Here is a 22,806-nt window from a genome sequence, read left to right as displayed (position 1 = left end):
AGCGGTTCTATCGCCGCCCGGATCGCGCCGATGCTGCCGACGCGGTAACCGCGCACCGACGCGAGTCAGCGCGGTTACATCGATGTCGCCGCTGGTGAGCAGGCCCGATTATCTGCAGGCACTCGGCGGGGTCGAAAGAACAAAACCGACGATGGCCGACCTCGATGCGCAGCCATTTTCCGCCGGGGATCCTGGCGCCGAGACCAGTGAGCTTACGGCACAGCTGTTCTTGGGCATAACGGCGTGCGGGTTGCTGTAGCGGCTCCAGGCGAACGACCACCCAGTGTTCGTCACTGCGTACCCAGCCATGGCAGTTGAAAATCGCATAGAGCAGGTCCACCCGATCGCTATCCTTGGCATAGCTGTCGTCAAGCCAATCGAGAAGCTGGCGGCGCACGTTCCATACGGAACTCGTGACGAAGTCGAAGAGATTCTTGCCCTCGTTATCGATGGCGTTGAAGGAGCGGTAATCGGACAGCCCCGTGACATTGACGCGCTCGGGCAAGCGAGCCTTGTCAGCCTGGAGTTGTTTGAGTTGCGTTTCGCTCACGGCGATGGCCGCAGCAAGCCGCCGATGCCGACTGTTGTGGCGCTCACTTCCGTCCCGATTGAAGCTGGGTTGAGTCTTGGCCTGTTGCTTGTAAAGCTTGGCGAGATGGCCCTGGGTGCTCGCAATCTGCTGCGCAAGCCCTTTGATCTGGGGATTGGCGATGTCCTGTTTGTCGCTCTCGGCCAAGCCGAAACCCGGATGGTAATGATAGGGATGACGCCCCTTGATGTGTTTGAAAGTGTTCTCCGAGGCGCCCCAGCGACTGAGCATCGCGGTCAGCACCTCTTGCGGCGACCACTGAAGGTCAGCGTCCCAGCAGAGCACGCTGATGCGGTGATTGGTACGCAAATTCCACAACACCACCCGACGCAGGTCGAACGTATGCGCCAGCTCGGCCATGCCGGTGTCGGGATCGGGATCGGGATCGGGATCGGTTTTAGGTGGGTAGAGGCACGCCTTGGTCTCTTCGAGCAGGCGATAATCCGTGCCGTTCATCGACACGCTGTGCGTGAAGTCTGCGGCCGGCAAGGCCCTGAGCCGCGCAGGATTGGCGTTCTTCTCCCAAGTGATGAAGGGGGTGCGGCGGCGCACGAGTTCGCTGAAAAAGCCCAGCCCATCGCCCTCACGGTCGAAGACCTGTACCGGCGGGGTTCCCAGGGACTGTTGTCGCGCATACTCGCCAAGCCTCAGAATCTGGGCGCGCAGGTCTCCCTTGCCCTCCTGAATGTCGAAATAGACGATGCGCCCCTGTTCGTCACAAGTGACCAGATTGGTCTGTCCGGGCATCGGCATCCGCCGCTGTGTATTCCAGGCCGCATGCACCTTGTCCTGTCCGGTATAAGGCAAGAGATGACCGTCCGTAAACCACAGCCGGGTGGCGACCAGGCCGCAGCGGATCTGATCGGCAAAAAACGCCTTCAGCAGCGCACCGGCCCGAGACTTGCCGGCGACGTCATGGAACCAGGACCACAGCGTGTCGAGAGCGGGTAGCCGCCCCAAGCCCAGGAGCCGTCCCGCCTCCTCGCGCCGCTCATGTTTGAGCTGCTCGATGGAGCGGATGTTACGCACCGCCATCAGCACGAACACCTGGAAGATGCGCCAACCGTTCCCGAACAGCTGGGAGAGCCGTTGCATCCACTGCCATTGGCTCATCAGGACCAGCAAGACAGGGAAAATGCCGGCATAGCGGCTGGCTTCCCAGTCATGGTGTTCCGCATAGGGAAGCTCGATCACTGCGGCGGGAACCTGTTCCGGTGAGGCCTGCTCCGCGACTGTCTGGCGGCTCGGCTGATCGACACGCACGACCTCTTCGAGGGGCGCTTCCTCCAGCGCACACCGCGCCGCGGCTTCGCCATCCCACGCGAGTTCCTCTTGGGTCACTTCCGCGGTCAGCCGCTTCTCGGCACGCCGCAAAGCTTCGAGTTCGCGGGCCTTGGAGCCGGGGCGGCGTTTGTCAACATGCAGCCGACCTTGCCGTTCTTCGCTCACGCTGCGGCTCGGACTATAGCCATGCAGCAGGCCGGTCACCCCAAATAGCCGATAGCACTCGCGATAGTTGTGGAGCGTCTGGCGACTGAGATTGAGCACCTCGGCCAAGCGCGTCTGGTTCAGCTTCCTCTGTAATAACTCAACCACCAGGAGGCGCCGCTCGGCCTTGTCGGCAAGATTCACCCGTTTGCTCAGACTGCCATGATGATAAAGGTCACCCTGGCTGCGAGGGCCACGCGGAAGGTGCAGACAATAGCCTCTGCCCAAGTCGAAACGGCCTTCCTGCTTAACCGCTGGTTCCAATAACTCGCTCTGCGTCACCCCTCACCCCCAGGTCCCCGCTGCCTGACGCGATTCTAGCATGAGATTTATGCTTATTGCACTTCTTATTGCGTATTTACAATAGGCTATAGGCCGTGTTGTCCAATAAACGCTTTCCGTTCCCGGCCTGGCGAACGTCCAAAAAACGACGATAACGCCTTTGAATCATGCGGTTAGCGGGGCGTCTGAGTCGAAGTTCCGGGAGGTCTGCATTGTGCGGACGAGCACGTTATCAAGTTTGGTCGCGATGAGACCCAGGAACATCGCCAGAGGTACCGCTGTAAGTCCTGTGAAAGGTACTTTGACGACTTAACCGACACGATCTTCGAAGGGCATCACCTACCCTTGCGCACTTGGATCTTGTGTTTGTATTTCATGGGGTTGAACCTGTCGAACACGCAAATCGGCAAGGAACTGGGCCTCAACAAGGACGACGTTCAGAAGATGGCGACCCAACTTCGAGAAGGGGTAGTCAGTCGCAAGCCCGCCCCAGCGCTCCAGGGAACCGTTGAGTGTGACGAGGTCTATGTGGTGGCGGAGCACAAGGGACATCCTTTGGCAGTAAAAAAAACACCGTAAGGGCCGCAGAAACCGCCTGAAGGGGGCTCGCGGTCGCGGCACGCTTGCCAAGGAGAAGCCTCCGGTTTTCGGCATGATCCAGCGCGGCGGTCAAGTCGTCATCCGCATGCTCGAAAACGTCCGCCAAGTCATGATACAACCGCTGATCCAGGCCACCATCGCGCCGGGCACCCTAGTGCTGACCGACGAGTATGACATCTACGGCCGTCTGCCTGAGTGGGGCTACAATCACAAGACCGTCTGCCACAGCGCCCGCGAGTACGCCCGCGATGAAGACGGCGACGGCTTCCATGAGGTTCACGTCAACACCATCGAGGGCTTCTGGTCCTTGCTGCGCTCCTGGCTGCGGCCTCACCGCGGCATCTCCCAGGAAAGTCTTCCTCTCTACCTCGGCTTCTTCGAGTTCGTTCACAACGCCAAAAATCGCGGAAAGCGACTTCTCGAATCCCTCTTGGGGTTGCTCCTCAGCTAACAACCCGAAACCCATAATGAGCCAAAGATATTTGCAGAAGGGGCGCTCAGCCCTCCGGCCCGGGCTCGTCCAACAAACGGATCAGATCGTGGCTGCGCACGATCTATCCTTATTCGTTAGATATGCCTGGAGCCATCATCCGGCAGCAAATATCAAACCTTCACTACCTTCACTACCTTCACTACCTTCATCACCTCGTCTCCCAGTTGGTTGATCACCTTCACGGCGATTCGCCCGGACTTCGGCTTGTCGAACGGCCGCGAGGTGCCACTGCTGAGGGTTGCTGTGCTACTCTGCGCAGCACCCCGCCATAAATCGAGATTTCATGGTCCGTTGCCACCTCGTCGAACTGATGCGCCGCCACCAGCTGAAAACGACCGAGTTGGCGCGGCTGGCGCACGTCAATCGCAGCACGGTGGCTGCATTGACGCGCGATCGGGCGACCCGGGTCGATCTCGCCGCGCTGGAGCGAATCTGCACGGCCCTCGGCTGCGGGCTCGGTGATTTGCTGGAAATCGTTCCGGACGAGCCTCCGCAAAACGACAACCTGCCGACTGCCGGAGCGACCTGAATGCCCATGAGCCTCAGTCGCTGGCAGGCCGTCGCCCAGTCGCAGTTCGCCTGGGAGCGCGAGGCACTGGACTGGCTGCGCAAGCAGCTTCCCGATCGCGAACCCTGGCACGCCTGGACCAACTTTGAATTCATCGACGAGGAGGGCAAGGTCAACGAGGTTGACGCGCTGATCCTCACGCCGGCGGGTCTCTTCCTCATCGAGATCAAGAGCCGGCCCGGCGTCGTCACGGGCGACGCGCACACCTGGCTGTGGGTCACCGACGGTCGTGAACGGGCCTACGACAACCCGCTGATCCTCGCCAACCGCAAGTCGAAGCGACTGGCCAGCCTGTTGCGGCGGCAGCCATCGGTATTCAAGGCGAAGCTGCGCTTGCCCTTTGTCGAGCCGCTGATCTTCCTGTCGGCCACCAGCCTTGACTGCAAACTCGGTGGCACGGCCCGCTCGGGCACCTATCTCCGCGGTCAGCCGGACAGCGAGTCCGATACCGGGATCATCGACGCGCTACAAAACGGAACCGCCAGTGGCCGCGCGATTCAGCTCAGCCGCGTCGATCATCAACACGCCCGCGTGCTCGCCCGGGCCATGGCAGAGGCCGGCATCAGGCCTTCGAACAAGCATCGCAAGGTGGCCGATTACCAGCTCGGCGCGCTGTTGTCGGAAGGAGGCGCCTACCAGGACTGGGAAGGCACGCATACCGCGATGGAGGCCGTGCGCCGGCGTATTCGCGTCTACACGGTCGCTGCTGCCGCCACTGCCGATGCGCGCAAGTCGCTGGTTCGCCAGGCGCAGCGCGAGTTCCAGATTCTCGAAGGCATCGATCACCCCGGCATCGTCAAGGTCAAGGACTACCAGGACAGCGAACTCGGCCCGGCGCTGATCTTCGATCACGACCCCAGGGCCATCCGGCTCGACTTCCTGCTGCGCGAGAGAGGCCAACTGCTCAACGTAGACCAGCGCCTGCAGATCGTCCGTGACCTGGCCGAGACGCTCAAGCACGCCCACCAGAAGCGCCTCTACCACCGCGCCCTGTGTCCGCAGAGCATCCTCGTTCAGGATGTCGCCGGCGCAACGCCACGGCCGCGCATCATGAACTGGCAGACGGGCACGCGCGAGGGCACGCAAGGCAGCGACAGCGTCGATCCGGCGCGGCGCACCGTCGGTGGCACCATGCACGTCGAGGAGTATGTCGAGGACCCCGGCCTGGTCTATCTGGCTCCGGAAACCTCGCAGTCCGAGGCGCAGCACGGCCCCAGCCTGGACGTCTTCAGCCTCGGTGCGATCAGCTATCACGTCTTCTCCGGCCGGCCGCCGGCAAGCTCGGTGCTCGATCTCGCCGAAAAGTTGCGTATCGGCCAGGGCCTGCGCCTGTCGGATGTGCTGGACGGTTGCGGCAAGCAGCTGCAGGACCTCATCCAGTACAGCACCCATCCCGACGTGATGGGCCGCTACGGCAGCATCGACGAGTTCCTGCAGGATCTCGACAAGGTCGTCGATGAACTGACCACTCCGGAGCCCGAGGCCACCGTCGATCCGGCCGGTGCCAAACCCGACGAACGCATCGAAGGCGGCTTCACGGTTATCCGCAAAATGGGCCGGGGCTCGTCGGCCGACGTGCTGCTGGTCCGCGAGGACGCCAGAAGCGAAGAGCTGATCCTCAAGGTCGCCCTCGACGCTAGCCTCAATGACCGTCTCAGCGCCGAGGGCGAAGCGCTCGCCAAGCTTCGTCATCCGAACATCGTCGAGTGGCAGCGCACGCTTACCGTCAATGGTCGGACGGCACTGCTCATGCACCAGGCCGGCGAAAAGACCTTGGCATTCGGCATCCGCGAAGAAGCCCGCCCGTCGCTCGACCTGCTGCAACGTTTCGGTGAACAGCTGATTCAGGCGGTCGACTACCTCGACCAGCAAGGCGTCCCCCACCGCGACATCAAGCCCGACAACATCGGCATGTCGCAGGCCGGCTCCCGCGGCAAGCTGCAACTGGTGCTGTTCGATTTCTCGCTTACCAGCAGCTCGGCCGAAAACATCGCCGCCGGCACCCACCCCTACCTCGACCCCTTCCTCTCGCTGCGCAAACCGGCGCGCTGGGACCTGCAGGCGGAGCGCTTTGCGCTCGCCGTCACCCTGCACGAAATGCTCACCGGTGTGCTGCCGCGCTGGGGCGATGGCAAGACACAGCCGTCGATGCTCGATTGCGAAGCGACGCTGGCCAGCGAGCGTTTCGACCCCTTGTTGCGCGACGCTTTCACCACCTTCTTCGCCAAGGCGCTGAACCGCAATCCGCAGAAGCGCTTCGACAATGCCGAAGAGATGCTGCGCGACTGGCGCCACATTTTCGAGGCGGGCGCGTCGGCAGGCCAGCAGTCGGCTGACCCCTTCGAAGCCGTCGCGCGCCTGGCCACCGCCAGCACCAACATGGCCGAACTCGGCTACAGCGTCGAAGCGCAGAACGTGCTCGAAGCGATGGCCATCCACAACGCGCGCGAGTTGCTGGCCGTCGATCGCGTCCGCTTCCGCTATCTGCGCGGCGTCGGCGATCGTATCCGCAAGGAAATCCGCCTCAAGGCCAAAGCGCTGGCGGCCATCCGGCCGGATCTCGTGCAAGGCCGCCCAACGCTGCACGAGGTCGACGACGATGCGGCCGCGGCCGGCGCCATCAGCGTCAACGAGCTGGCCGCGCAGTTGCTGCCACGTCGCCCGGCCGGCGACGATCGTGTCGAAGAAGCCGCACTGGCCATCTACCTCGGCCTGGAAGAGGCCGAAGCTTCGACCCCATGCACGCCATCGCCCCTGTGGACGCCGCTGGGCGTTGCCGCCAGCGCACTGGCGATCGACCGCAACGAGCTTTCCGCCGCCTTGCTGAAAGCCCGCGAGCGCTGGCTGAAAACGCCGCAGCTCACCGAACTGCGCAACCACTTCGAAAGCCTGCTTTCCACCCAGGGCGGGGTGATGACGGTACCCGAGCTGGCGTCGGCGCTGCTCGCCATGCGTGGCTGCGCGTCGCAGGACGACGCCGAGCGGATGCGTCTGGCCACCGCCGTCGTTCGCGCCTGTTGCGAAGCCGAAGCCCATCTGGAGCGTCTGCGTTTTCAGGAGTTCGAGCACCGCCCCCTGCCGCTGATCGCCGTTTCCGCAGAACTCGCCGAATACGCCCGCCGGCTCGGCGCGTCGGCAGACGCCTGTGCGCAAGCCGAACCCTTGCTGACCCCGCAGCGAGCCCTCGAAACCCTGCAGTCGGTGTCCGCGCCGGAGGCCAATCCGGCGCTTTCGGCGCAGCGCCTGTTGCGCCTGGCCACCGCCGCAGCGCTGCGCGCGGCGCTGTCCAGCCGGCAGGAAATCTATCCGCGCGGCATGGCCGCTTCTCTGGCCTTGCGCCAGTCGCTCGGCGCGCTGATGGGGGTGCGTTTTCTCAAGCCGAAGGATGTGCAGGATCGCGTTGCCGGCCGTTACCCGGAAGCACAGCCGCTGCCGCGCCGCCCACTCCTCGACACACTGCTGGCCGACGTCGGGGCGCTGCTGGTGTGGAGCGACGATGCCCCGGCCGGTCCGGGCTACCTGCCCTCGACGCAAGCGCTCGGCCCGTCGGCGGGTACGACCACGCAATACTCCCGCGCCACCACGGCCATGGAACGCGCCTTGCCGGCAGCGGATGCTGGCGCCAACGAGACCTCCGCCGCTGCCATCGAGGCAGAAAAGCTGGAAGAACGCCTCGCCCATGCGCAAAAGGCGGGTGGCCTTCTCGTGCTGACCGTCGAGCCGCGGCTGGCGCACCCTGTCGAAGCCGAATTGCTGCGCCGCTTCGGCCGTCAGCGGCTGAGTTTCGAGGCGCTCATGCTCAAGGCCCTGCGCCAGCAGGCCGCAGTCTTGAAGGTCAATTGGAATGTCGTGCTGATGGCCGACGCCGCCACCCCCGCCCCCGCCAGCAGCGACTGGAGCCGTCTGATGCGCCTGGTGCACAAGGCATTGCCGCAGGTAAAGCAGGCGCTCCTCGAAGCCACCGCCCCGGTGCTGCTGGTCAATTCCGGTCTGCTCGCCCGTTATGACTTGATGCCGCTGATCACCGACCTGCGCGACGAGGTCGGCCGGCCGGGCAAGCTCGCCAGCCTGTGGATGCTGCTGCCGATGGCGGCCACCGGTCTGCCGACCATCGACGATGTCCCCGTACCGGTCATCACTTCCAGCCAGTGGGCGAATGTTCCCGTCGCCTGGGCCAGGAACCTGCATCGTGCACCCGCCGCCGCCGCCGCGGCTTGAACGCAGAAATTGCGCACGAATTGAAGCCCTCCGATGATCGATGCCAAAATCCTGCTCGCTGACCTGACCCGCCTGCTCAAGCGCCTCGAACACGACCTGCGCGAACGCGCGCTCAGCCACGCCAGCGAAGTGCCGGAGTTGCGCATCCAGCTTCAGGCCGAGTGGCAGGCGGCGCGTGACGCCGGGCGCACGGCCGAGACTTTCGAATCCTGGGCCGGGCAGGTCATCACCCAGGCCGGGGTGCACTGGCTACTGAGCTGCGTGTTTTTGCGCTTCATCGAAGACAACGCGCTGGTGGAGCGGCCATGGATCGGCGGCACGCCGCAGTCGGGCCGGCTGGCCCTGGCACGCGACCGGCATGACGCCTACTTTCGCGGACACCCGCACCAGAACGACCGCGACTACCTGATCGAGTGTTTCAGTGAGGCCGGCGCCTTGCCGGGCCTGCACACTTTCTTCGACGGCGCCCACAACCCGGTTTTTCGCCTCGGCATCAGCGGCGATGCCGCGATGGCGGTGATGCAGTTCTGGCAGGAGGTTGCCGCCGATTCCGGGGCGCTGATTCGCGACTTCACCGATCCGGCCTGGAACACCCGCTTTCTTGGCGATCTGTACCAGGATCTGAGCGAGGCCGCGCGCAAGCGTTATGCGCTGCTGCAGACGCCCGAGTTCGTCGAGGAGTTCATCCTCGACCGGACGCTCACCCCGGCGATCAACGAGTTCGGCTATCGCCAAGTGCGCATGATCGATCCCACCTGCGGCTCGGGGCACTTCCTGCTGGGCGGCTTCCATCGCCTGGTCGAGGAGTGGGCAAGCAAGGAGCCCGGCCGCAATCGTCGCGACGTGGCCCAGAAGGCGCTGGATGCGGTGGCCGGCGTTGACCTGAATCCGTTCGCCGTCGCCATCGCGCGTTTCCGCCTGCTGCTGGCCGCACTGCAGGCCTGCGATGTGCAGCGAATCGCCGAGGCGCCGGATTTCAGGATTCATGTCGCCATTGGCGACAGCCTGCTGCACGGCACGCGCTTTGGACTGACTGCCACGGACGACATGTTCCAGGGTGCCGAACATTTTGCCGATACCGGCCTGGCGCATGCCTACGCCAGCGAAGACCTGGCTGAAGTGCAGGAGATTCTCGGCCGCCAGTACCACGCGGTGGTCGGCAACCCGCCGTACATCGTCGTGCGCGACGCAGCGCTGAACGCGGCGTATCGCCGACAATACGCCAGTTGCCACATGTTGTATTCACTCGGAGCTCCATTCACCGAGCGCTTCTTCGAATTGGCCCTTAGTGGGCATGACGGCCAGGACGCTGGCTTCGTGGGTCTGATCACCGCCAACTCGTTCATGAAGCGAGAGTTCGGCAGTAAACTCATTGAGGAAGTGTTGCCGCGGCTCGACCTGAGCCACGTGGTCGACACCTCGGGCGCTTACATTCCTGGGCATGGGACGCCAACGGTCATCCTGTTCGGCCGGCACCGGACGCCGGTGGGCGAAGCCGTACGTACGGTGATGGGCATTAAGGGCGAGCCGAGCACGCCGGACGATCCGGCACAAGGGCTAGTATGGTCGGCGATCGTTGGGCAGATCGATCGGGCAGGGTCGGCGAGCGACTTCGTCAGCGTGGCCAACACGGGGCGCGAAGTGTTCGCCAAGCATCCGTGGAGCATCTCCGGTGGTGGAGCGGCCAAGGTAAAGGAATTGCTTGAAACTTGTGAGAAACGCCTTGGCTCGCAGACGACCGCAATTGGTCGAGTTACTCATACCGGGGCGGACGATGCCTATTTCGGCCGCAGGACCGATTGGCAACGACGCGGAATCGCTTCTCGTAGCGTGGTACCGCTCGTTGAAGGCGATGTAGTTCGAGACTGGCGTGCCACATCCGACACTCAGCTGCTGTTTCCATATGACGATCAGTTGACCGCGGCACTTGAAATCGGCTCCAGAGCTGAGCGGCACCTCTGGCTCTATAAACCTTTCCTCGCTATGCGTCGTGAGCCCGGCGGGACTCATGAAGAGATCGGCCTTACGTGGTTTGAATGGAGTCGCTTTCAACGGGAACGATTCCGTGTTCCCTTGAGCATTGGTTTTGCCGAGGTCGCTACGCACAACCACTTCGTGCTCGACCACGGCGGCAAGGTCTTCAAACAGACAGCGCCGGTGATCAAGCTGCCCGCCGGCGCCAGCGAGGACGAGCACCTGGGGCTGCTCGGGCTGCTCAATTCGTCGGTGGCGTGTTTCTGGTTGAAGCAGGTTTGCCAGGACAAGGCAGGAAGCGGCATCGGCCGCGGTGTCCAGAACGAGGCATGGGAGGCTCGCTACGCGTTCAATGCCAGCAACGTGGCCGAGTTCCCGCTGACCGACCAGCGTCCACTGGATCTCGCCCAAACCCTCGACCACCTCGCCCAGGAACTCGCCGCCCTCAGCCCGGCGGCGCTACTCGCGTCGTCCTGCCCCGACCAGGAACCCGCCGGGCCGTCTCGCCGCCGCGCGCCGCCGCCGCAACTTGCCGGCAAGGTCAGGGAGCTTGGCGATGTCATGTGTTCCGTTTCTCCCGCCGAGTGGGGAATCGAGGAATGATCGTACTCGACTTGAGTTTCGACGAATGGCTCGAACACGTGGAGCAGGCCGGAATTGTTCGCTTTCTGCCAGTCACCCACCGAATTGGCGCAGCAGCGGTCGCACTGCCAGAGCATCACAAGGATCCGCAGGATCGGCTGATTATCGCGACAGCCTTGCATTTCAAGGCGAAATTGCTCAGTTTTGACGGCCAGTTTCCGCTTTATCGGGAACTGAATGGCGTGTTACTGCCGACCAATGTCTGAGGCGCCATGACCCTGCACACCCGTGAGAGTCTCGACACCGCCCGCGCCCGTGCTGCAGGCCTTCGCCGCCAGATGGTCGCCGCGCAGGAAGAACTCGACTGGCGTTGCTACCGCCTCTACGGCCTGCTGCCGGCCGGCGGCGATGCCTCGGCCTACGAGCACCCGACGCCGCCCGAGGTGGCCCTCGGCGAGCGCGCCTTCGAAATCGTGCTGGCCCGCCGCATCGCCGCCGGCACCGAGACCACGACGTGGTTCGAGCGCCACGGCTCGATACCCGTCACCGAGATCCCGGTCCGCTGGCCCGAGGGCTACCGCCAGGTCGTACAGCGGCGCATCGACCTGATCGGGAACGACCGCAACATCGGCCTGATCGAGCGCCCCGAGTACAAACGTCGCTGGAACATGCCGGCGTGGGATTCGCTGGAGCAGGCCGCGCTGCGCGACTGGCTGCTGGCCCGCCTGGAGTCTCCTCGCTATTGGCCGCGCCTGGACGGCAGCGGCAGCGACGCCACTCCGCAGCTGCTGTCCACCAGCCGGCTCGCCGACGCCGCCGGGCGCGATGCCGAGTTGATGCAGCTCGCCGCGCTGTACGCCGGCCATGCCGACTTCGACGTCAATCAGCTCGTCGCCAAACTCGTCGCCGCCGAGTCGGTCCCCTTCCTACCTGTGCTGCGTTACACCGACACCGGACTGCGCAAACGTGCCCAGTGGGAAGACACCTGGGCCCTGCAGCGCCGCGAAGATGCAGGCGAAGATTTGATCCGCAGCGTCGGCAAGATCCCGGTGCCGCCCAAGTACCAGAGCAGGGACTTCCTGAAGACCGACTTCTGGCGCCTGCGCGGCGGCCTGGACGTGCCCAAGGAGCGCTGGATCAGCTACCCCGGCTGCGAACGTGGCGCCGACGGCAGCCTGCTCATCGCCTGGGCCGGCTGGGACCATCTGCAGCAGGCCACCGCCCTGGCCGCGTACTTCATCGACATGAAGGAAAACGAGGGCTGGAGCCGCGAACGCCTGCAACCCCTGCTCGCCGGCTTGCTGGAACTGGTCCCCTGGCTCAAGCAATGGCACAACGACATGAACCCAGATTTCGGCGCGCGCATGGGCGACTACTACGAGAGCTTCGTCACCGACGAGGCGCGAGCGCTGCAATTCACGCTCGATAACCTTCACGCCTGGAAGCCGGCGGCTACCGCTGCCAGACGAGGACGGAGAAAGGCCAAGCAATGAGTTTTGCTACACCGGCAGCGCAAAGGCCCGTGGACTACAAAGCGGCTGCACGTCGTCATCTTGCTGACGCGTCGGTGCTGATGCACGCCGAGAGTGCACCGAATGCTGGACAGCTATTGGGATTTTCGGTCGAGTGCGGTCTCAAGGCCTTGCTTGTCGCGACTGGCGCGTCAGTTGACCAGGACGGAAACATCCTGAAGGCGAGCGGGTTCCGTGAGCACCTGCCGAAACTGGCAACGCTGATCTCGGCCATCGCGACACTGCCCGATGGCCGACTCGTGGGTAGCTTTCAGGCACGGATGCCGAGTCTCGCTGCGCTGCAAGATTGGCACGTCGATCACCGATACTGGCGGGAGTCGGCGCTGCCTCTGGCATCCTTGTCAGCTTGGGAACTGGCGGCCCGGGAGGTCGATGCCATGCTGGATCAAGCTACTGCAGATGGAGTGCTGTGATGAAAATCGTTAGATTCAACGACGCCTTGCGTATTGCGGCGCTGGCGGCAACCGATGCCGGGCTGCCTGTGCAGTGGCCCGTCGGTCTGGTGCGAGATGTCTACGGCCGACTCCGGTTTGCCGTCAATGCCGAGCGCGCAGATTACCCGGAGCCTGCCCGCCTGCAACTCGAGTCTCGCACTGCTCAACTTGGGGCGTTTGCAACCTCGGAGCGGGTTCTATTTCGCGACGACTTCTCGGATGCCGACGCTTTGTTCTCGCATCCTGACTGGCATCAGACCCTTGTGGTAGGCAATGTTGAGGACGAAGAGGAGGAGGGCGGCCTGGCCCCGGAGATTCCAGTGCGCTTGCTTGACAGGCAGGTCACTGGCCAGGACTGGCTGCGCACCGAAGCGAGCGAATCGGGGGCCGCGCACCCGCCGCGAATCGTGTTCTACGGGCTCAAAGGAGGCGTTGGTCGATCGACTGCGCTGGCCATGCTGGCATATCGCCTGGCGCGCGACGGCAAGCGGGTCTTGCTGATTGACTTTGACCTCGAATCGCCCGGCCTGTCTGGGTTGTTGCTCCCGGAAGAGCGAGTGGCGCCTTTTGGACTGGTGGACTGGTTTGTCGAGGATGCCGTCGGTCAAGCTGATGACGTCTTGTTTGACCTTGTTTCGGACAGCCCGCTCGCAGAGCAGTCGACGGGGTCTATTCGGGTTGCTGCCGCGATGGGCAACGGCGAGACCGCCTATTTGGCAAAACTTGCGCGTGTCTATGCCGATGTGCCCAATCCCGGTGGTGGTGTGCAGCGATTCGCGCAACGCATGCAGCGCGTTGTGGAGGCTCTCGAGGCCCAGGAAAAACCGGATGTTGTGCTGATTGACAGCCGTGCCGGCCTTCATGATGTGGCGGCGGTATCCATCGCTGGCCTGGCAACGGTGGCACTGCTTTTCGCCACCAACTCTCCGCAAAACTGGCAAGGCTACCGGCAGCTTTTCGCCCACTGGCAACACCGGCCGGAAGTCCTGCGGCACATCCGATCGCGACTTGCCATCGTCCAGGCGTTGTTCCCGGAGACTGATCAGGCGGCGAGAGCCGCACGATTTGTGCAGCAGTCGTACGACCTGTTTGCTGACCATCTCTATGACCAGATCGAGCCGGGCGACACAACCCCCACCGATGCGTTTACGTTCGACATGAATGACCAGGCTGCACCGCACTTTCCATGGCGCGTGCGATGGAGCCCCAGGTTGCAGGAGTTCGACCCGCTGCTTCGAGTTGAAGATGGGGGCGCGGACAACACGGATATCGAGCTGGCGTTCGGTCCCTTTTTTCAAGAAGTGATTTCTGCAGTATCGGGAGGCTGAGATGCGGGAGGCGGAACGACTAAGACAAGCGCTGAGGGAATCACTGCCTGAAGTCGATCACGCGGGCGCTGATCCAGATCGTGAGCCCGCGTTTACTTACGTACCTCCCAGCCACGCCAAGGCCCTGGATCCGGACGTAAGCGTCGTGGAGGGGATCCGTGGTTCAGGGAAGAGCTTCTGGTGGGCGCATCTTTCATCCGAACCACATCGCAAGTTCATCGGTGCCGCCTTTCCAGAGACGCGTTTTGGCGACCAGGTGAAAGTCGAGCAGGGGTTTGGTGCGCAGCCATCGTCAACGGACGCTCCGAGCCAGGAGGTTCTAGCGGAGCTTGTGGAGGCAGGCTACTCGGCGCGGGCCATCTGGCGCGCCGTTCTCGCCCACAAGGCGCAATTTGGGGCTCCCTTTCCAGCGGCAGCCAAGTGGCGAGATCGAGTTCAGTGGGTCCGATCGAACGCAGAAGACTTCGATGAACTCCTGCTGAAAGCTGATCAAGCGCTGCAAACTGATGGCAAGACCCTTGTCATACTGTTTGACGCCCTGGATCGACTGGGGGACGAGTGGGCCACCATTCGTCCCTTGGCGAAAGGACTGCTGCAGATTGCGCTGGATGTCCGTGCAACGAAAAGAATCCGCCTCAAGGTTTTCGTGCGCCCTGACATGCTGCAGGACCGCGAAATCATCGGTTTCCCGGATGCCTCGAAGTTGCTCGCGCGCAAGGCGGCTTTGGTATGGCGACGGGCCGACCTCTATGCCCTATTGTTCCAATGCATGGGCAATGCAAATAACGGTGGACGAGAATTCCGGCAAGTGTGTCAAGACAGTTTAGGGTTGGCCTGGACAAGTTCGGTTGATGCGTGGGTATTGCCATTGTCCTTGCGCACGGACGAGGCAGTTCAGGAGCAGGCCTTCATACAACTTGCTGGCAAGGCCATGGCGTCGGGACCCAGTGGATACAAGCGCGGCAAACCCTACACCTGGCTCGTCAACCACCTTCAAGACGGACTCGATCAAGTCAGCCCGCGAAGCTTCTTTGCGGCGATTCGACTCGCTGCAGACAAGACGTCCGATGCCACTAGCCTTCCTCTCGACTACAAGGCTATTCAGTCTGGAGTACAGGCTGCGTCGCAGATCCGGGTCAATGAGATCACCCGGGAAGACTACCCGTGGGTGGAGATCGTGATGCAGCCGCTCAAGGGCAGGCTAACCGTCCCATGTACGGCCAAGGATGTGGAAGTGCTCTGGAACAACGACAAGACGCTGCAACAATTGCGCGACCGACTGAAGCAGTCTGGACTTGGCGTGAAACTTCCGCCCCAAAAGCTCGACGAGGGTGTTGAAGGCGTGCTGAGTGATTTGGAGTCTCTAGGGCTGATCAAGCGCCTGTCCGATGGTCGCGTGCAGATGCCCGACGTGTACCGCATTGCATTTGGTCTCGGCCGTCGTGGCGGGGTCAAGCCGTTGAGATGAGACGCTTACTTGCCTATCGGCAATGCAGATCGACCGTTAAGTGTTTGCAGCCGGGCGAATTGAACAAAGGAGTTTTCGCATGCAAGCTATAGAACTCGAAACCACGATTTCGGCCCAGGGCAGCATCTTGCTGCCTCCCGATTGCCAGGCCTTCTACGGCCGTCATGCGCGGATGATATTGCTTTTGGATGATGAAACGCCGACCCCCGCGCCGCAAACCCAGCGCACTGAGCGTCAGGCAGCCATGCGTCAGGCGCTGGACGCCGTTGCGCAGGCCGGAATGTTTGCCCATATCGACGACGCCGCCGACTGGCAGCGGGAGCAACGCGCCGAGCCCACACAACCGGGGCGCGAGGACTGAGCCATGTGGCTGGCTGACAGCAATATCCTGATTCGCGCCGTAGCACGACCGGGTCATCCACTACAGGACTGGCTACTGAATAATCTGCCCGCAATTTCGCTCGTTACGCGTATCGAAACGCTTGGCTATCATCGCCTTGGTGCCGACGAGGAAAAGTTGCTGCAAGCCTTGTTGGGTGCATTCGACGAGTATCAGATCGGGCCGCAAACCGTCAGTCTCGCCATTAGTCTGCGACGGCAGCGGAAAATGACGCTCGGCGATGCCCTGGTCGCCGCGACCTGTCTCGAACACGGGCTGCAATTGGCGACACGGAACGTCAGAGATTTCGACTGGATTCCCGGCCTTCGCGTCGATTCACTGAGCGAAATTCCACTTTGATGCCACCTGCGAAGTCGCCTTCCGCCAAGCTTGGCGGCCTCTGGCCCGTGCCTGGTTCCGGATCTGCCGCGTTGGGAGAAAGAGAATAAATGCCCCTGATCAGAGAACTGATCGCCATCCCGGAGCAGGTGCACCAGGGCGACTTCGTCCTGAAGCTGGCCGAGGGCGTGGCACATGCCGAAGCGACGCTGCGCGACTACGTCGTGACCCCGCAGCTCAACGCCTGCTTCAATGACGCGCTGAACTTCATCAAGCAGTCGGTGCAGGGGGGCAGCAGCAAGGCGGCGTACCTGCATGGCAGCTTCGGCTCCGGCAAGAGCCACTTCATGGCCGTGCTCAACCTGCTGCTCGACAACAACGTGTTGGCTCGCTCGCTGCCCGAGCTGGCCGACGTCGTGGCGCAGCACAATAACTGGACGCAGGGCCGCAAGTTCCTGCTCGTGCCGTATCACATGATCGGCGCGCGCAGCATGGAGTCGGCGATCCTCGGTGGCTACGCCGAGTTCGTGCGCAAGCGGCATCCTGAAGCGCCGATCCCGGGCTTCTACCTGTCGGAGCGCCTTTTTGAAGACGCGGTGCGCATGCGCGAGCGTCTCGGTGACGAGGCCTTCTTCCGTGATCTGAACGCAGGGTCGGACGATGGCAACGGTGATGACAGCGGCTGGGGTGAGCTGAGTGGCGGCTGGGATGCCACGAGCTTTGAAGCCGCGATGCTCGAGCCACCGAGTGGCGACGACCGCGTGCGCCTGGTCGGCGATCTGATCAGCTGCTACTTCACGGCCATTGCCGACGTTGCCGAGAGCCGCGGCGAGGCCTTTGTGCCGCTCGACGACGGCCTCAGCATCATGAGTCGCCATGCCAGGGCGCTTGGCTACGATGCGGTGATCCTGTTCCTCGATGAACTGATCCTGTGGCTGGCCAGCCGGGCGGCCGATGTCAGCTTCGTCAGTAGCGAGGGTACCAAGCTCGTCAAGCTGGTCGAAGCCGGCAACGCCGATCGGCCGATTCCACTGGTCAGCTTCGTCGCGCGGCAACGCGATCTGCGCGAACTGGTCGGCGAGAACCTCGCCGGCTCGCTGCAACTGCAGTTCAGCGACGTGCTGCGCCACTGGGAGGCGCGCTTCCATCGCATCACGCTCGAAGACCGCAACCTGCCGGCGATTGCCGAGAAGCGGCTGCTCAAACCCTTGTCCGAAGCGGCCCGGCAGACTCTGGGCAATGCCTTCGACGAATTTCAGAAAGTCAGGCCCGAGGTCTGGAACACCTTGCTGACCGAGACCGCAGACAAGGAGATGTTCCGCAAGGTCTACCCCTTCAGTCCGGCACTGGTGCAGACCCTGATTGCCGTATCGGAGGCCTTGCAGCGTGAGCGCACGGCCTTGAAGCTGATGCTGCAACTGCTGGTCGATCGGCGCGATGACCTGGAACTGGGCCAGATCATCCCGGTCGGCGACCTCTTCGACGTGATCGCCGACGGCGACGAGCCGTTCTCGGAAGCGATGCGCATCCATTTCGACAACGCCAAGCGGCTCTACAAACAGAAGCTCCTGCCGCATCTGGAGCGGCAGCATGGCGTGACCTGGGAAAACATCCGCATCGGCGACGCCGACCCGGCCAGGGCCCGAGTGCTGCGCAACGATGCGCGGCTGATCAAGACGCTGCTCCTAAGCGCCCTGGTTCCCGAAGTCGATTCCTTGAAAGCCCTGACGGCACAACGCCTGGCCGCACTGAACCACGGCACGATCCGTTCGCCCATTCCCGGCCGCGAAACCCAGGACGTGCTGCGCAAGTGCAAGGAGTGGGCGGCTGACATCGGCGAGATAAAGGTCACCGACGATACCAACTCGCTGATCTCGATCCAGGTCACCGGCGTCGACATCGAGCCCATCGTGCGCGGGCCGGCGGCCTCCAGCGACAACCCGGGCAACCGTCGGCGCCGCGTACGCGAGATGCTGTTCGAGCAACTCGGCGTGACCGACAGCAACGACCTGTTCGCCACTTACACGGTGCTGTGGCGCGGGACCAGGCGCGAAGTCGAGGTGCTGTTCGAGAACGTCCGCGAGCTGTCGGACGACAAGCTGCGTGGGCGCCCGGGTACCTGGACGGTGGTCATCGACTTCCCGTTCGACGACTCGACGTTCACCCCGGCAGACGACCTGGCTCGTCTCGGGAAGTATCGCGGCGACGACACGCAGACGCTGGTGTGGTTGCCGTCTTTCTTCAGCGGCAAGGCGCAGCATGACCTGGGCCGCCTGGTGGTATTGGACTACATCCTGACCGGGGAGCGCTTCAACGAGCTGGCCGCCCACCTGGCGCTGGTCGATCGCGCACCGGCGCAGGCGCTGCTGCGCAACCAGCGTGACCAGTTGCAGCAGCGCGTTCGGCAGTATATCGAGGTCGCCTACGGCATCGCCGGCGACTCGCGCGATGCGGTAGTGAATCCGATGGCGCCCGAAGATCAGTTTCGCTCGCTTGACCAGACGCTGACGCCGCTGCCGCCGGTCGGGGCGAACCTCAAATCGGCCTTCGAAGCTCTGCTCGACCAGCTCTTCAGACACCAGTACCCGGCGCATCCGGTCTTCGATGCCGAAGTGAAACCGGCCGCCGTAAAGAAAGTGTGGCCGGAACTGGAGCGCGCCATCGCGACCGCCGACGGGCGCGCGCCGGTCGGCGACCGCGTGCTGCGGCAACTGATTCGCTCGATCGCCGACCCGGTGCAGTTGGGCAAGACTGGCGAGACGCATTTCGTTCTGGGCAACCACTGGCGCTCGCACTTCCTCCGCGAGCAGGCCAAGGAGAGCGCCGCGATCACGGTGGGAAATCTGCGCAGGTGGCTGGACCAGCCGCTGGCGATGGGCTTGCCGAGCGAAGCGCAGAACCTGATCATCCTCAGCTTCGCCGGGCAGACCAACCGCAGCTTCGTGCGCGGCAAGGTCCCCTACACGCCGAGCATCGATCAGATGCCGGACGACCTGGAACTGCGCGAGCAGACGCTGCCCGACCCGGGCGACTGGGAAACCGCCTGCAAGCGTGCCGCCGCGCTGTTCGGCCTGACCATCCCGACCTCGCGCAACGCGGGCAACGTCGCCAGGCTGGCCGAAGAAATGCAGGCCAGGGCGCGCGAGGCGCGGGAGTCGATCGGCAGCCTGGTCAAGACGCTGACCGAGAAGTCCGCCTTGTACCCGGTCGCTGGCGACAACCATCGCCTGCAGACGGCACGTTCCGCGCTGGCCTTGCTTGCCGGGCTGTTGAATGCCGAAAGCGCGGCAGTGGTTACGACCCTTGCCGGTGCAACGATCGAGACCTCAGAGGTCGCCATGTGCCGGACACTGGCCAGGGCACGTGAACTGGATGAAGCGGTTCGCACCGGAGCCTGGGACATCTTCGAGGCGATGAAAACGCTGAGCGACGAGCGGCAAACCGCGGCGCGAGCAATTGTCGCCAAGGTGTGCGAGACACTGGCGGCCGACGAGCATGCGATTGGCTTGAAGGCGGCGCTCGACGAGCAGCGTGGCAAGGCCGTGCGCTTGCTGACCGTGGCATCGACGCAACCGCCTCTCGGCCCGCCACTGCCGCCGAAAACACCCAAGCCGGCGTCCAGGCCGCCGGAGATCGTGGAGGAGTCCAGGGCGGCTGACCTTGAAAGCACGCAGGCGCTGGCCTTGCTCGACGATCTGCACGCCAAACTCGACAAAGACACGGACCTGCGGCTGTCGATTTCGTGGCGGCTCGAACGGCCGGGGAGCAGCGAGTGACCGGACCAGCAGGACCGCTGACCTTGCCGCAGATCGAGGCGCAGGCGCTCGCGGTGCTGGAGCGTGCGAGCGACGCAAAAGTCATCGCCATCCAGACCAGGACGAAGGCGGCGTGGCCGGACGCCATCAAGCTGTCGGGCCGGCCGTTCCGGCTGCGTTGGTGCGAAAGTCCGTTGATGGCTCGCGAAGCGCTGTCCAGCCTGGAAGAGGGGGCCGACGAGCAGGCCGGGGCAGGGCTCATCGTGCTGACGCCGCTGTCTGCACGCGACCTGGGCGGCGACGTCGTCGCGCGACTGGCCCGTGCGCAGGTCTTTCAGCCCGACGCCTGGGGCATGGTGCAGCAGCTTTTCAAGGCGCGCGAGGTCGACGCGCGACTCGGCCGTTTCCGGTGGATGGCGCAACTGCTCGTTGAGCGCTCCAGCATGGGTGCCTATCCGCCCGTGCCCAACGGTTTCCTCGATATGGACACGGCGTGGCGTCATGTCCTTGGCCGCTGTTTGAGTCTGCAGGCAGCGAAGCCGGATGCGGCAATGCTTTTGAACTGGTCTCTGGGCGCCGACTCGGCCGGGTATTTCGAAGCTCTGCCCGATCAGGCCAAAGCGCCGATCGCCGCCTGGTTTGGCGATTCGGCCGGAGCGGTAGGCGGGCTGGTCATGTGTTGCGTAATGGCCGGTAACACGCAGGATGCCGTCCCGCTCGGACTGGTGTGCGGCGTGGTGTTGTCCGCTCAGGGCGAAGGCGTGCATGAGCTTGCCGCCGCCGCGATACGTCTCGAACGCTTCATGGGGGACAAGCGCATCGGCATTGCCGAGGGGCGCGCGTGGGCGAAGGATGCGGCAAGGTGCCTGAAGACCTTGACGCCGGCCTTGCGTCACGAGGTGATCGAACGCGCCGAGTGGCTGTTGCGCGAGCTGCATGTCGATGCCTACGCGCATCTGAGCGATGTGCTTCCACTCGGCCTGGAGCAGCGGCTTGCGCTACTCGCGGATGCGCTCAAGGCCTTCATCGCCGGGCCGGCGACGGCACAACTTCAGGTCATCGAAGGCGCGACCGATTCGGTCACACGCCATGCCCATGCCGATCCGACAAGCACACGCATGCTGCGCGTGAACATGGCCGTTCGCCTGTGTCGATGGATGATGGCCGAGCGGCCAGACAGCAAAGGTTCGAGCGGGCGTCAGGCAAGCGGCTTCGCCGAACTCGCGCAAGGCTATGCCCACCAAGGCGCTTTCGTCGATTGGGCACGGTTCAAACTGCTCGGCGGCGACGAGCTGCCGGGCCTTTCTTCAGCTTTTGTTGCCTTGCGCGACGCGGCACGCATAAAAGCCGAGGCCTTCAATCAAAGCTTTGCCAAAGCCCTGCAGGTCTGGAATCGCGAGCCCCGGGCAGAGCCTGCATGCATGCCGGTGGAAGCGATCGTCGAACGCTTTCTCGCCCCACTGGCAAAGCAAAGCCCGGTACTGTTGCTGGTGGCCGACGGACTGAGTTACCCCATTTTTCGGGAGCTTTTCGAGGACCTGGAGACCCAGGGCTGGGATGAGCAGGTCACGTGCGCGCCGATGACACTGGCGGTCGGCATCGCCGCCTTACCGACGATTACCGAAGTGAGCCGGACTAGCCTGTTGTCGGGCCGCCTGGTGGTCGGCGCAGCAGCGCAGGAGAAAAGCGCGTTCGCGACGCATCCTGCCCTCGTCGGCGCGTCGCGCGCCGGAACCAAGCCGGTGCTGTTCCACAAGGGCGATCTCTCAGACGCCGAAGGCTTGTCGTCGACGGTTCGCGATGCCATTGCCTCGACGCAGCAGCAGGTGGTGGCCGTCGTCTACAACGCCGTCGACGACCACCTGAGCGGCTCGAACCAGATCCAGGTGCGCTGGACGATCGACGATCTGCGGCTGCTTGGGCCCTTGTTGGGCGAAGCACGTCGAGCGCGGCGGGTGGTGGTGGTCACCGCCGACCATGGACATGTGATCGACGATGGCACGGTGCAGCGTGGCCAGGGGGAAGGCGATCGCTGGCGGCTGCCGTCGGGCACGCCGGACGCGAGCGAGCTGCTCTTCGAGGGTGGTCGCGTGAGAACGCCGTCCGGCGATGCGGTGGTCTGCACGTGGTCGGAAGGCGTCCGCCACGGAGCCAAGAAGAACGGCTATCACGGCGGGGCATCGGCACAGGAAGTCGTCGTGCCGCTGAGCGTGTTCACACCACGCAACATGGTGCTGAAGGGCTGGCAGGTCGCGGCAGCGCCACAACCAGATTGGTGGGCGCCGCTGGAGGCCGCATTGCCAGCAGGAGGCCCTGAAACGCCGGTGCTCCCGAAGAAGCCGCCCAAAGCGAAACCGCTGGCTGCGCCCACACCACAGATCGACCTGTTCGCTGGGACGCTACCTGAGGCGTCACCCGACCCCGCAGTGAACTGGATCGACGCTCTTCAGGCGTCGCCCGCCTACGCGGCGCAGAAAGCACTGGCGGCGCGCGTGGCGCCGAGCGATGCCGACGTGCGCTCCTTGCTGGAGGCATTGGCGGCTCGTGGCGGAAAGCTTTCCAAAGCAGCACTTGCGCAGCGGCTTGGCATGCCCGCGATGCGCATCAGTGGCTTTGTCAATGCCGCCAGGCGCGTGCTCAACCTTGATCAAGCCGCGGTACTGGTACTCGACGAAACGGCGGCTACGGTGGAACTGAACCGGGAATTGTTGGGGCGGCAGTTTCGGGTGACGGTGCGATGAGGGGCGGATTACGGCGGAAACCGCCGGGGGTTCCAG

General features: G+C 63.7%; 13 protein-coding genes and 1 pseudogene. 13 read left to right on the top strand and 1 reads right to left on the bottom strand.

Features of this window, described 5'->3' with window-relative positions:
* Positions 1–7 precede the first annotated feature (7 nt).
* Positions 8–2,221 carry a helix-turn-helix domain-containing protein gene (locus V5B40_RS15640; RefSeq protein WP_332355339.1) on the bottom strand — a complete coding sequence of 738 codons (2,214 nt, stop codon included), beginning with the start codon at positions 2,219–2,221 and terminating at the stop codon, positions 8–10.
* Between the two features lie 336 nt (positions 2,222–2,557).
* Between V5B40_RS15640 and V5B40_RS15635 the strand changes: the two are divergent.
* The 13 genes and pseudogenes from V5B40_RS15635 to pglZ form a co-directional block, all read left to right on the top strand.
* Positions 2,558–3,410: pseudogene (locus V5B40_RS15635) on the top strand (IS1595 family transposase); the annotation flags it as partial.
* A gap of 325 nt (positions 3,411–3,735) precedes the next feature.
* On the top strand, positions 3,736–3,981 hold the full coding sequence (locus V5B40_RS15630) for a helix-turn-helix domain-containing protein (RefSeq protein ID WP_332355338.1): 246 nt from the start codon (positions 3,736–3,738) through the stop codon (positions 3,979–3,981).
* Positions 3,982–8,238, top strand: coding sequence for a BREX system serine/threonine kinase PglW (pglW, locus tag V5B40_RS15625; protein ID WP_332355337.1), 4,257 nt, complete (start codon positions 3,982–3,984; stop codon positions 8,236–8,238). It begins immediately after the preceding gene.
* A 33-nt stretch (positions 8,239–8,271) separates the two neighbouring features.
* Positions 8,272–10,815 carry a BREX-2 system adenine-specific DNA-methyltransferase PglX gene (gene pglX, locus V5B40_RS15620; protein WP_332355336.1) on the top strand — a complete coding sequence of 848 codons (2,544 nt, stop codon included), beginning with the start codon at positions 8,272–8,274 and terminating at the stop codon, positions 10,813–10,815.
* Entirely contained in the window at positions 10,812–11,060 is a 249-nt protein-coding gene (locus tag V5B40_RS15615; RefSeq protein ID WP_332355335.1) for a PIN domain-containing protein, read from the top strand. Before pglX (V5B40_RS15620) ends, V5B40_RS15615 begins: the two co-directional genes overlap by 4 nt.
* A gap of 6 nt (positions 11,061–11,066) precedes the next feature.
* Positions 11,067–12,287, top strand: a complete 1,221-nt coding sequence (pglX, locus tag V5B40_RS15610; RefSeq protein WP_332355334.1) for a BREX-2 system adenine-specific DNA-methyltransferase PglX — start codon at positions 11,067–11,069, stop codon at positions 12,285–12,287.
* A complete protein-coding gene (locus V5B40_RS15605) occupies positions 12,284–12,739 on the top strand; it encodes a hypothetical protein (RefSeq protein ID WP_332355333.1) in 456 nt (151 codons plus the stop codon). The genes pglX (V5B40_RS15610) and V5B40_RS15605 overlap by 4 nt, the downstream gene beginning before the upstream one ends.
* A complete protein-coding gene (locus V5B40_RS15600) occupies positions 12,739–14,088 on the top strand; it encodes a tyrosine-protein kinase family protein (RefSeq protein WP_332355332.1) in 1,350 nt (449 codons plus the stop codon). Before V5B40_RS15605 ends, V5B40_RS15600 begins: the two co-directional genes overlap by 1 nt.
* A gap of 145 nt (positions 14,089–14,233) precedes the next feature.
* A complete protein-coding gene (locus V5B40_RS15595; RefSeq protein ID WP_332355331.1) occupies positions 14,234–15,556 on the top strand; it encodes a hypothetical protein in 1,323 nt (440 codons plus the stop codon).
* A gap of 40 nt (positions 15,557–15,596) precedes the next feature.
* Positions 15,597–15,917 carry a hypothetical protein gene (locus tag V5B40_RS15590; RefSeq protein ID WP_291996283.1) on the top strand — a complete coding sequence of 107 codons (321 nt, stop codon included), beginning with the start codon at positions 15,597–15,599 and terminating at the stop codon, positions 15,915–15,917.
* Positions 15,918–15,920: 3 nt separating this feature from the next.
* Positions 15,921–16,295, top strand: a complete 375-nt coding sequence (locus V5B40_RS15585) for a type II toxin-antitoxin system VapC family toxin (protein WP_332355330.1) — start codon at positions 15,921–15,923, stop codon at positions 16,293–16,295.
* A gap of 89 nt (positions 16,296–16,384) precedes the next feature.
* Positions 16,385–20,050 carry a phage resistance protein gene (locus V5B40_RS15580; protein ID WP_332355329.1) on the top strand — a complete coding sequence of 1,222 codons (3,666 nt, stop codon included), beginning with the start codon at positions 16,385–16,387 and terminating at the stop codon, positions 20,048–20,050.
* Complete coding sequence (pglZ, locus tag V5B40_RS15575; RefSeq protein WP_332355328.1) at positions 20,047–22,770, top strand: BREX-2 system phosphatase PglZ; 2,724 nt, start codon at positions 20,047–20,049, stop codon at positions 22,768–22,770. Before V5B40_RS15580 ends, pglZ begins: the two co-directional genes overlap by 4 nt.
* Positions 22,771–22,806 lie beyond the last annotated feature (36 nt).

Source organism: Candidatus Accumulibacter meliphilus (genome assembly GCF_036625345.1).
Lineage (GTDB): Bacteria > Pseudomonadota > Gammaproteobacteria > Burkholderiales > Rhodocyclaceae > Accumulibacter > Accumulibacter meliphilus.
This window is presented reverse-complemented; position numbering and strand designations above follow the sequence as displayed.

Bases quoted from the DNA above. Each gene is read 5' to 3' on its own strand.
- V5B40_RS15605 (WP_332355333.1), top strand. From the start codon at position 12,284: ATGAGTTTTGCTACACCGGCAGCGCAAAGGCCCGTGGACTACAAAGCG.
- pglW (WP_332355337.1), top strand. From the start codon at position 3,982: ATGCCCATGAGCCTCAGTCGCTGGCAGGCCGTCGCCCAGTCGCAGTTC.
- V5B40_RS15630 (WP_332355338.1), top strand. From the start codon at position 3,736: ATGGTCCGTTGCCACCTCGTCGAACTGATGCGCCGCCACCAGCTGAAA.
- V5B40_RS15615 (WP_332355335.1), top strand. From the start codon at position 10,812: ATGATCGTACTCGACTTGAGTTTCGACGAATGGCTCGAACACGTGGAG.
- V5B40_RS15580 (WP_332355329.1), top strand. From the start codon at position 16,385: ATGCCCCTGATCAGAGAACTGATCGCCATCCCGGAGCAGGTGCACCAG.
- V5B40_RS15585 (WP_332355330.1), top strand. From the start codon at position 15,921: ATGTGGCTGGCTGACAGCAATATCCTGATTCGCGCCGTAGCACGACCG.
- V5B40_RS15600 (WP_332355332.1), top strand. From the start codon at position 12,739: ATGAAAATCGTTAGATTCAACGACGCCTTGCGTATTGCGGCGCTGGCG.
- pglX (WP_332355334.1), top strand. From the start codon at position 11,067: ATGACCCTGCACACCCGTGAGAGTCTCGACACCGCCCGCGCCCGTGCT.
- pglX (WP_332355336.1), top strand. From the start codon at position 8,272: ATGATCGATGCCAAAATCCTGCTCGCTGACCTGACCCGCCTGCTCAAG.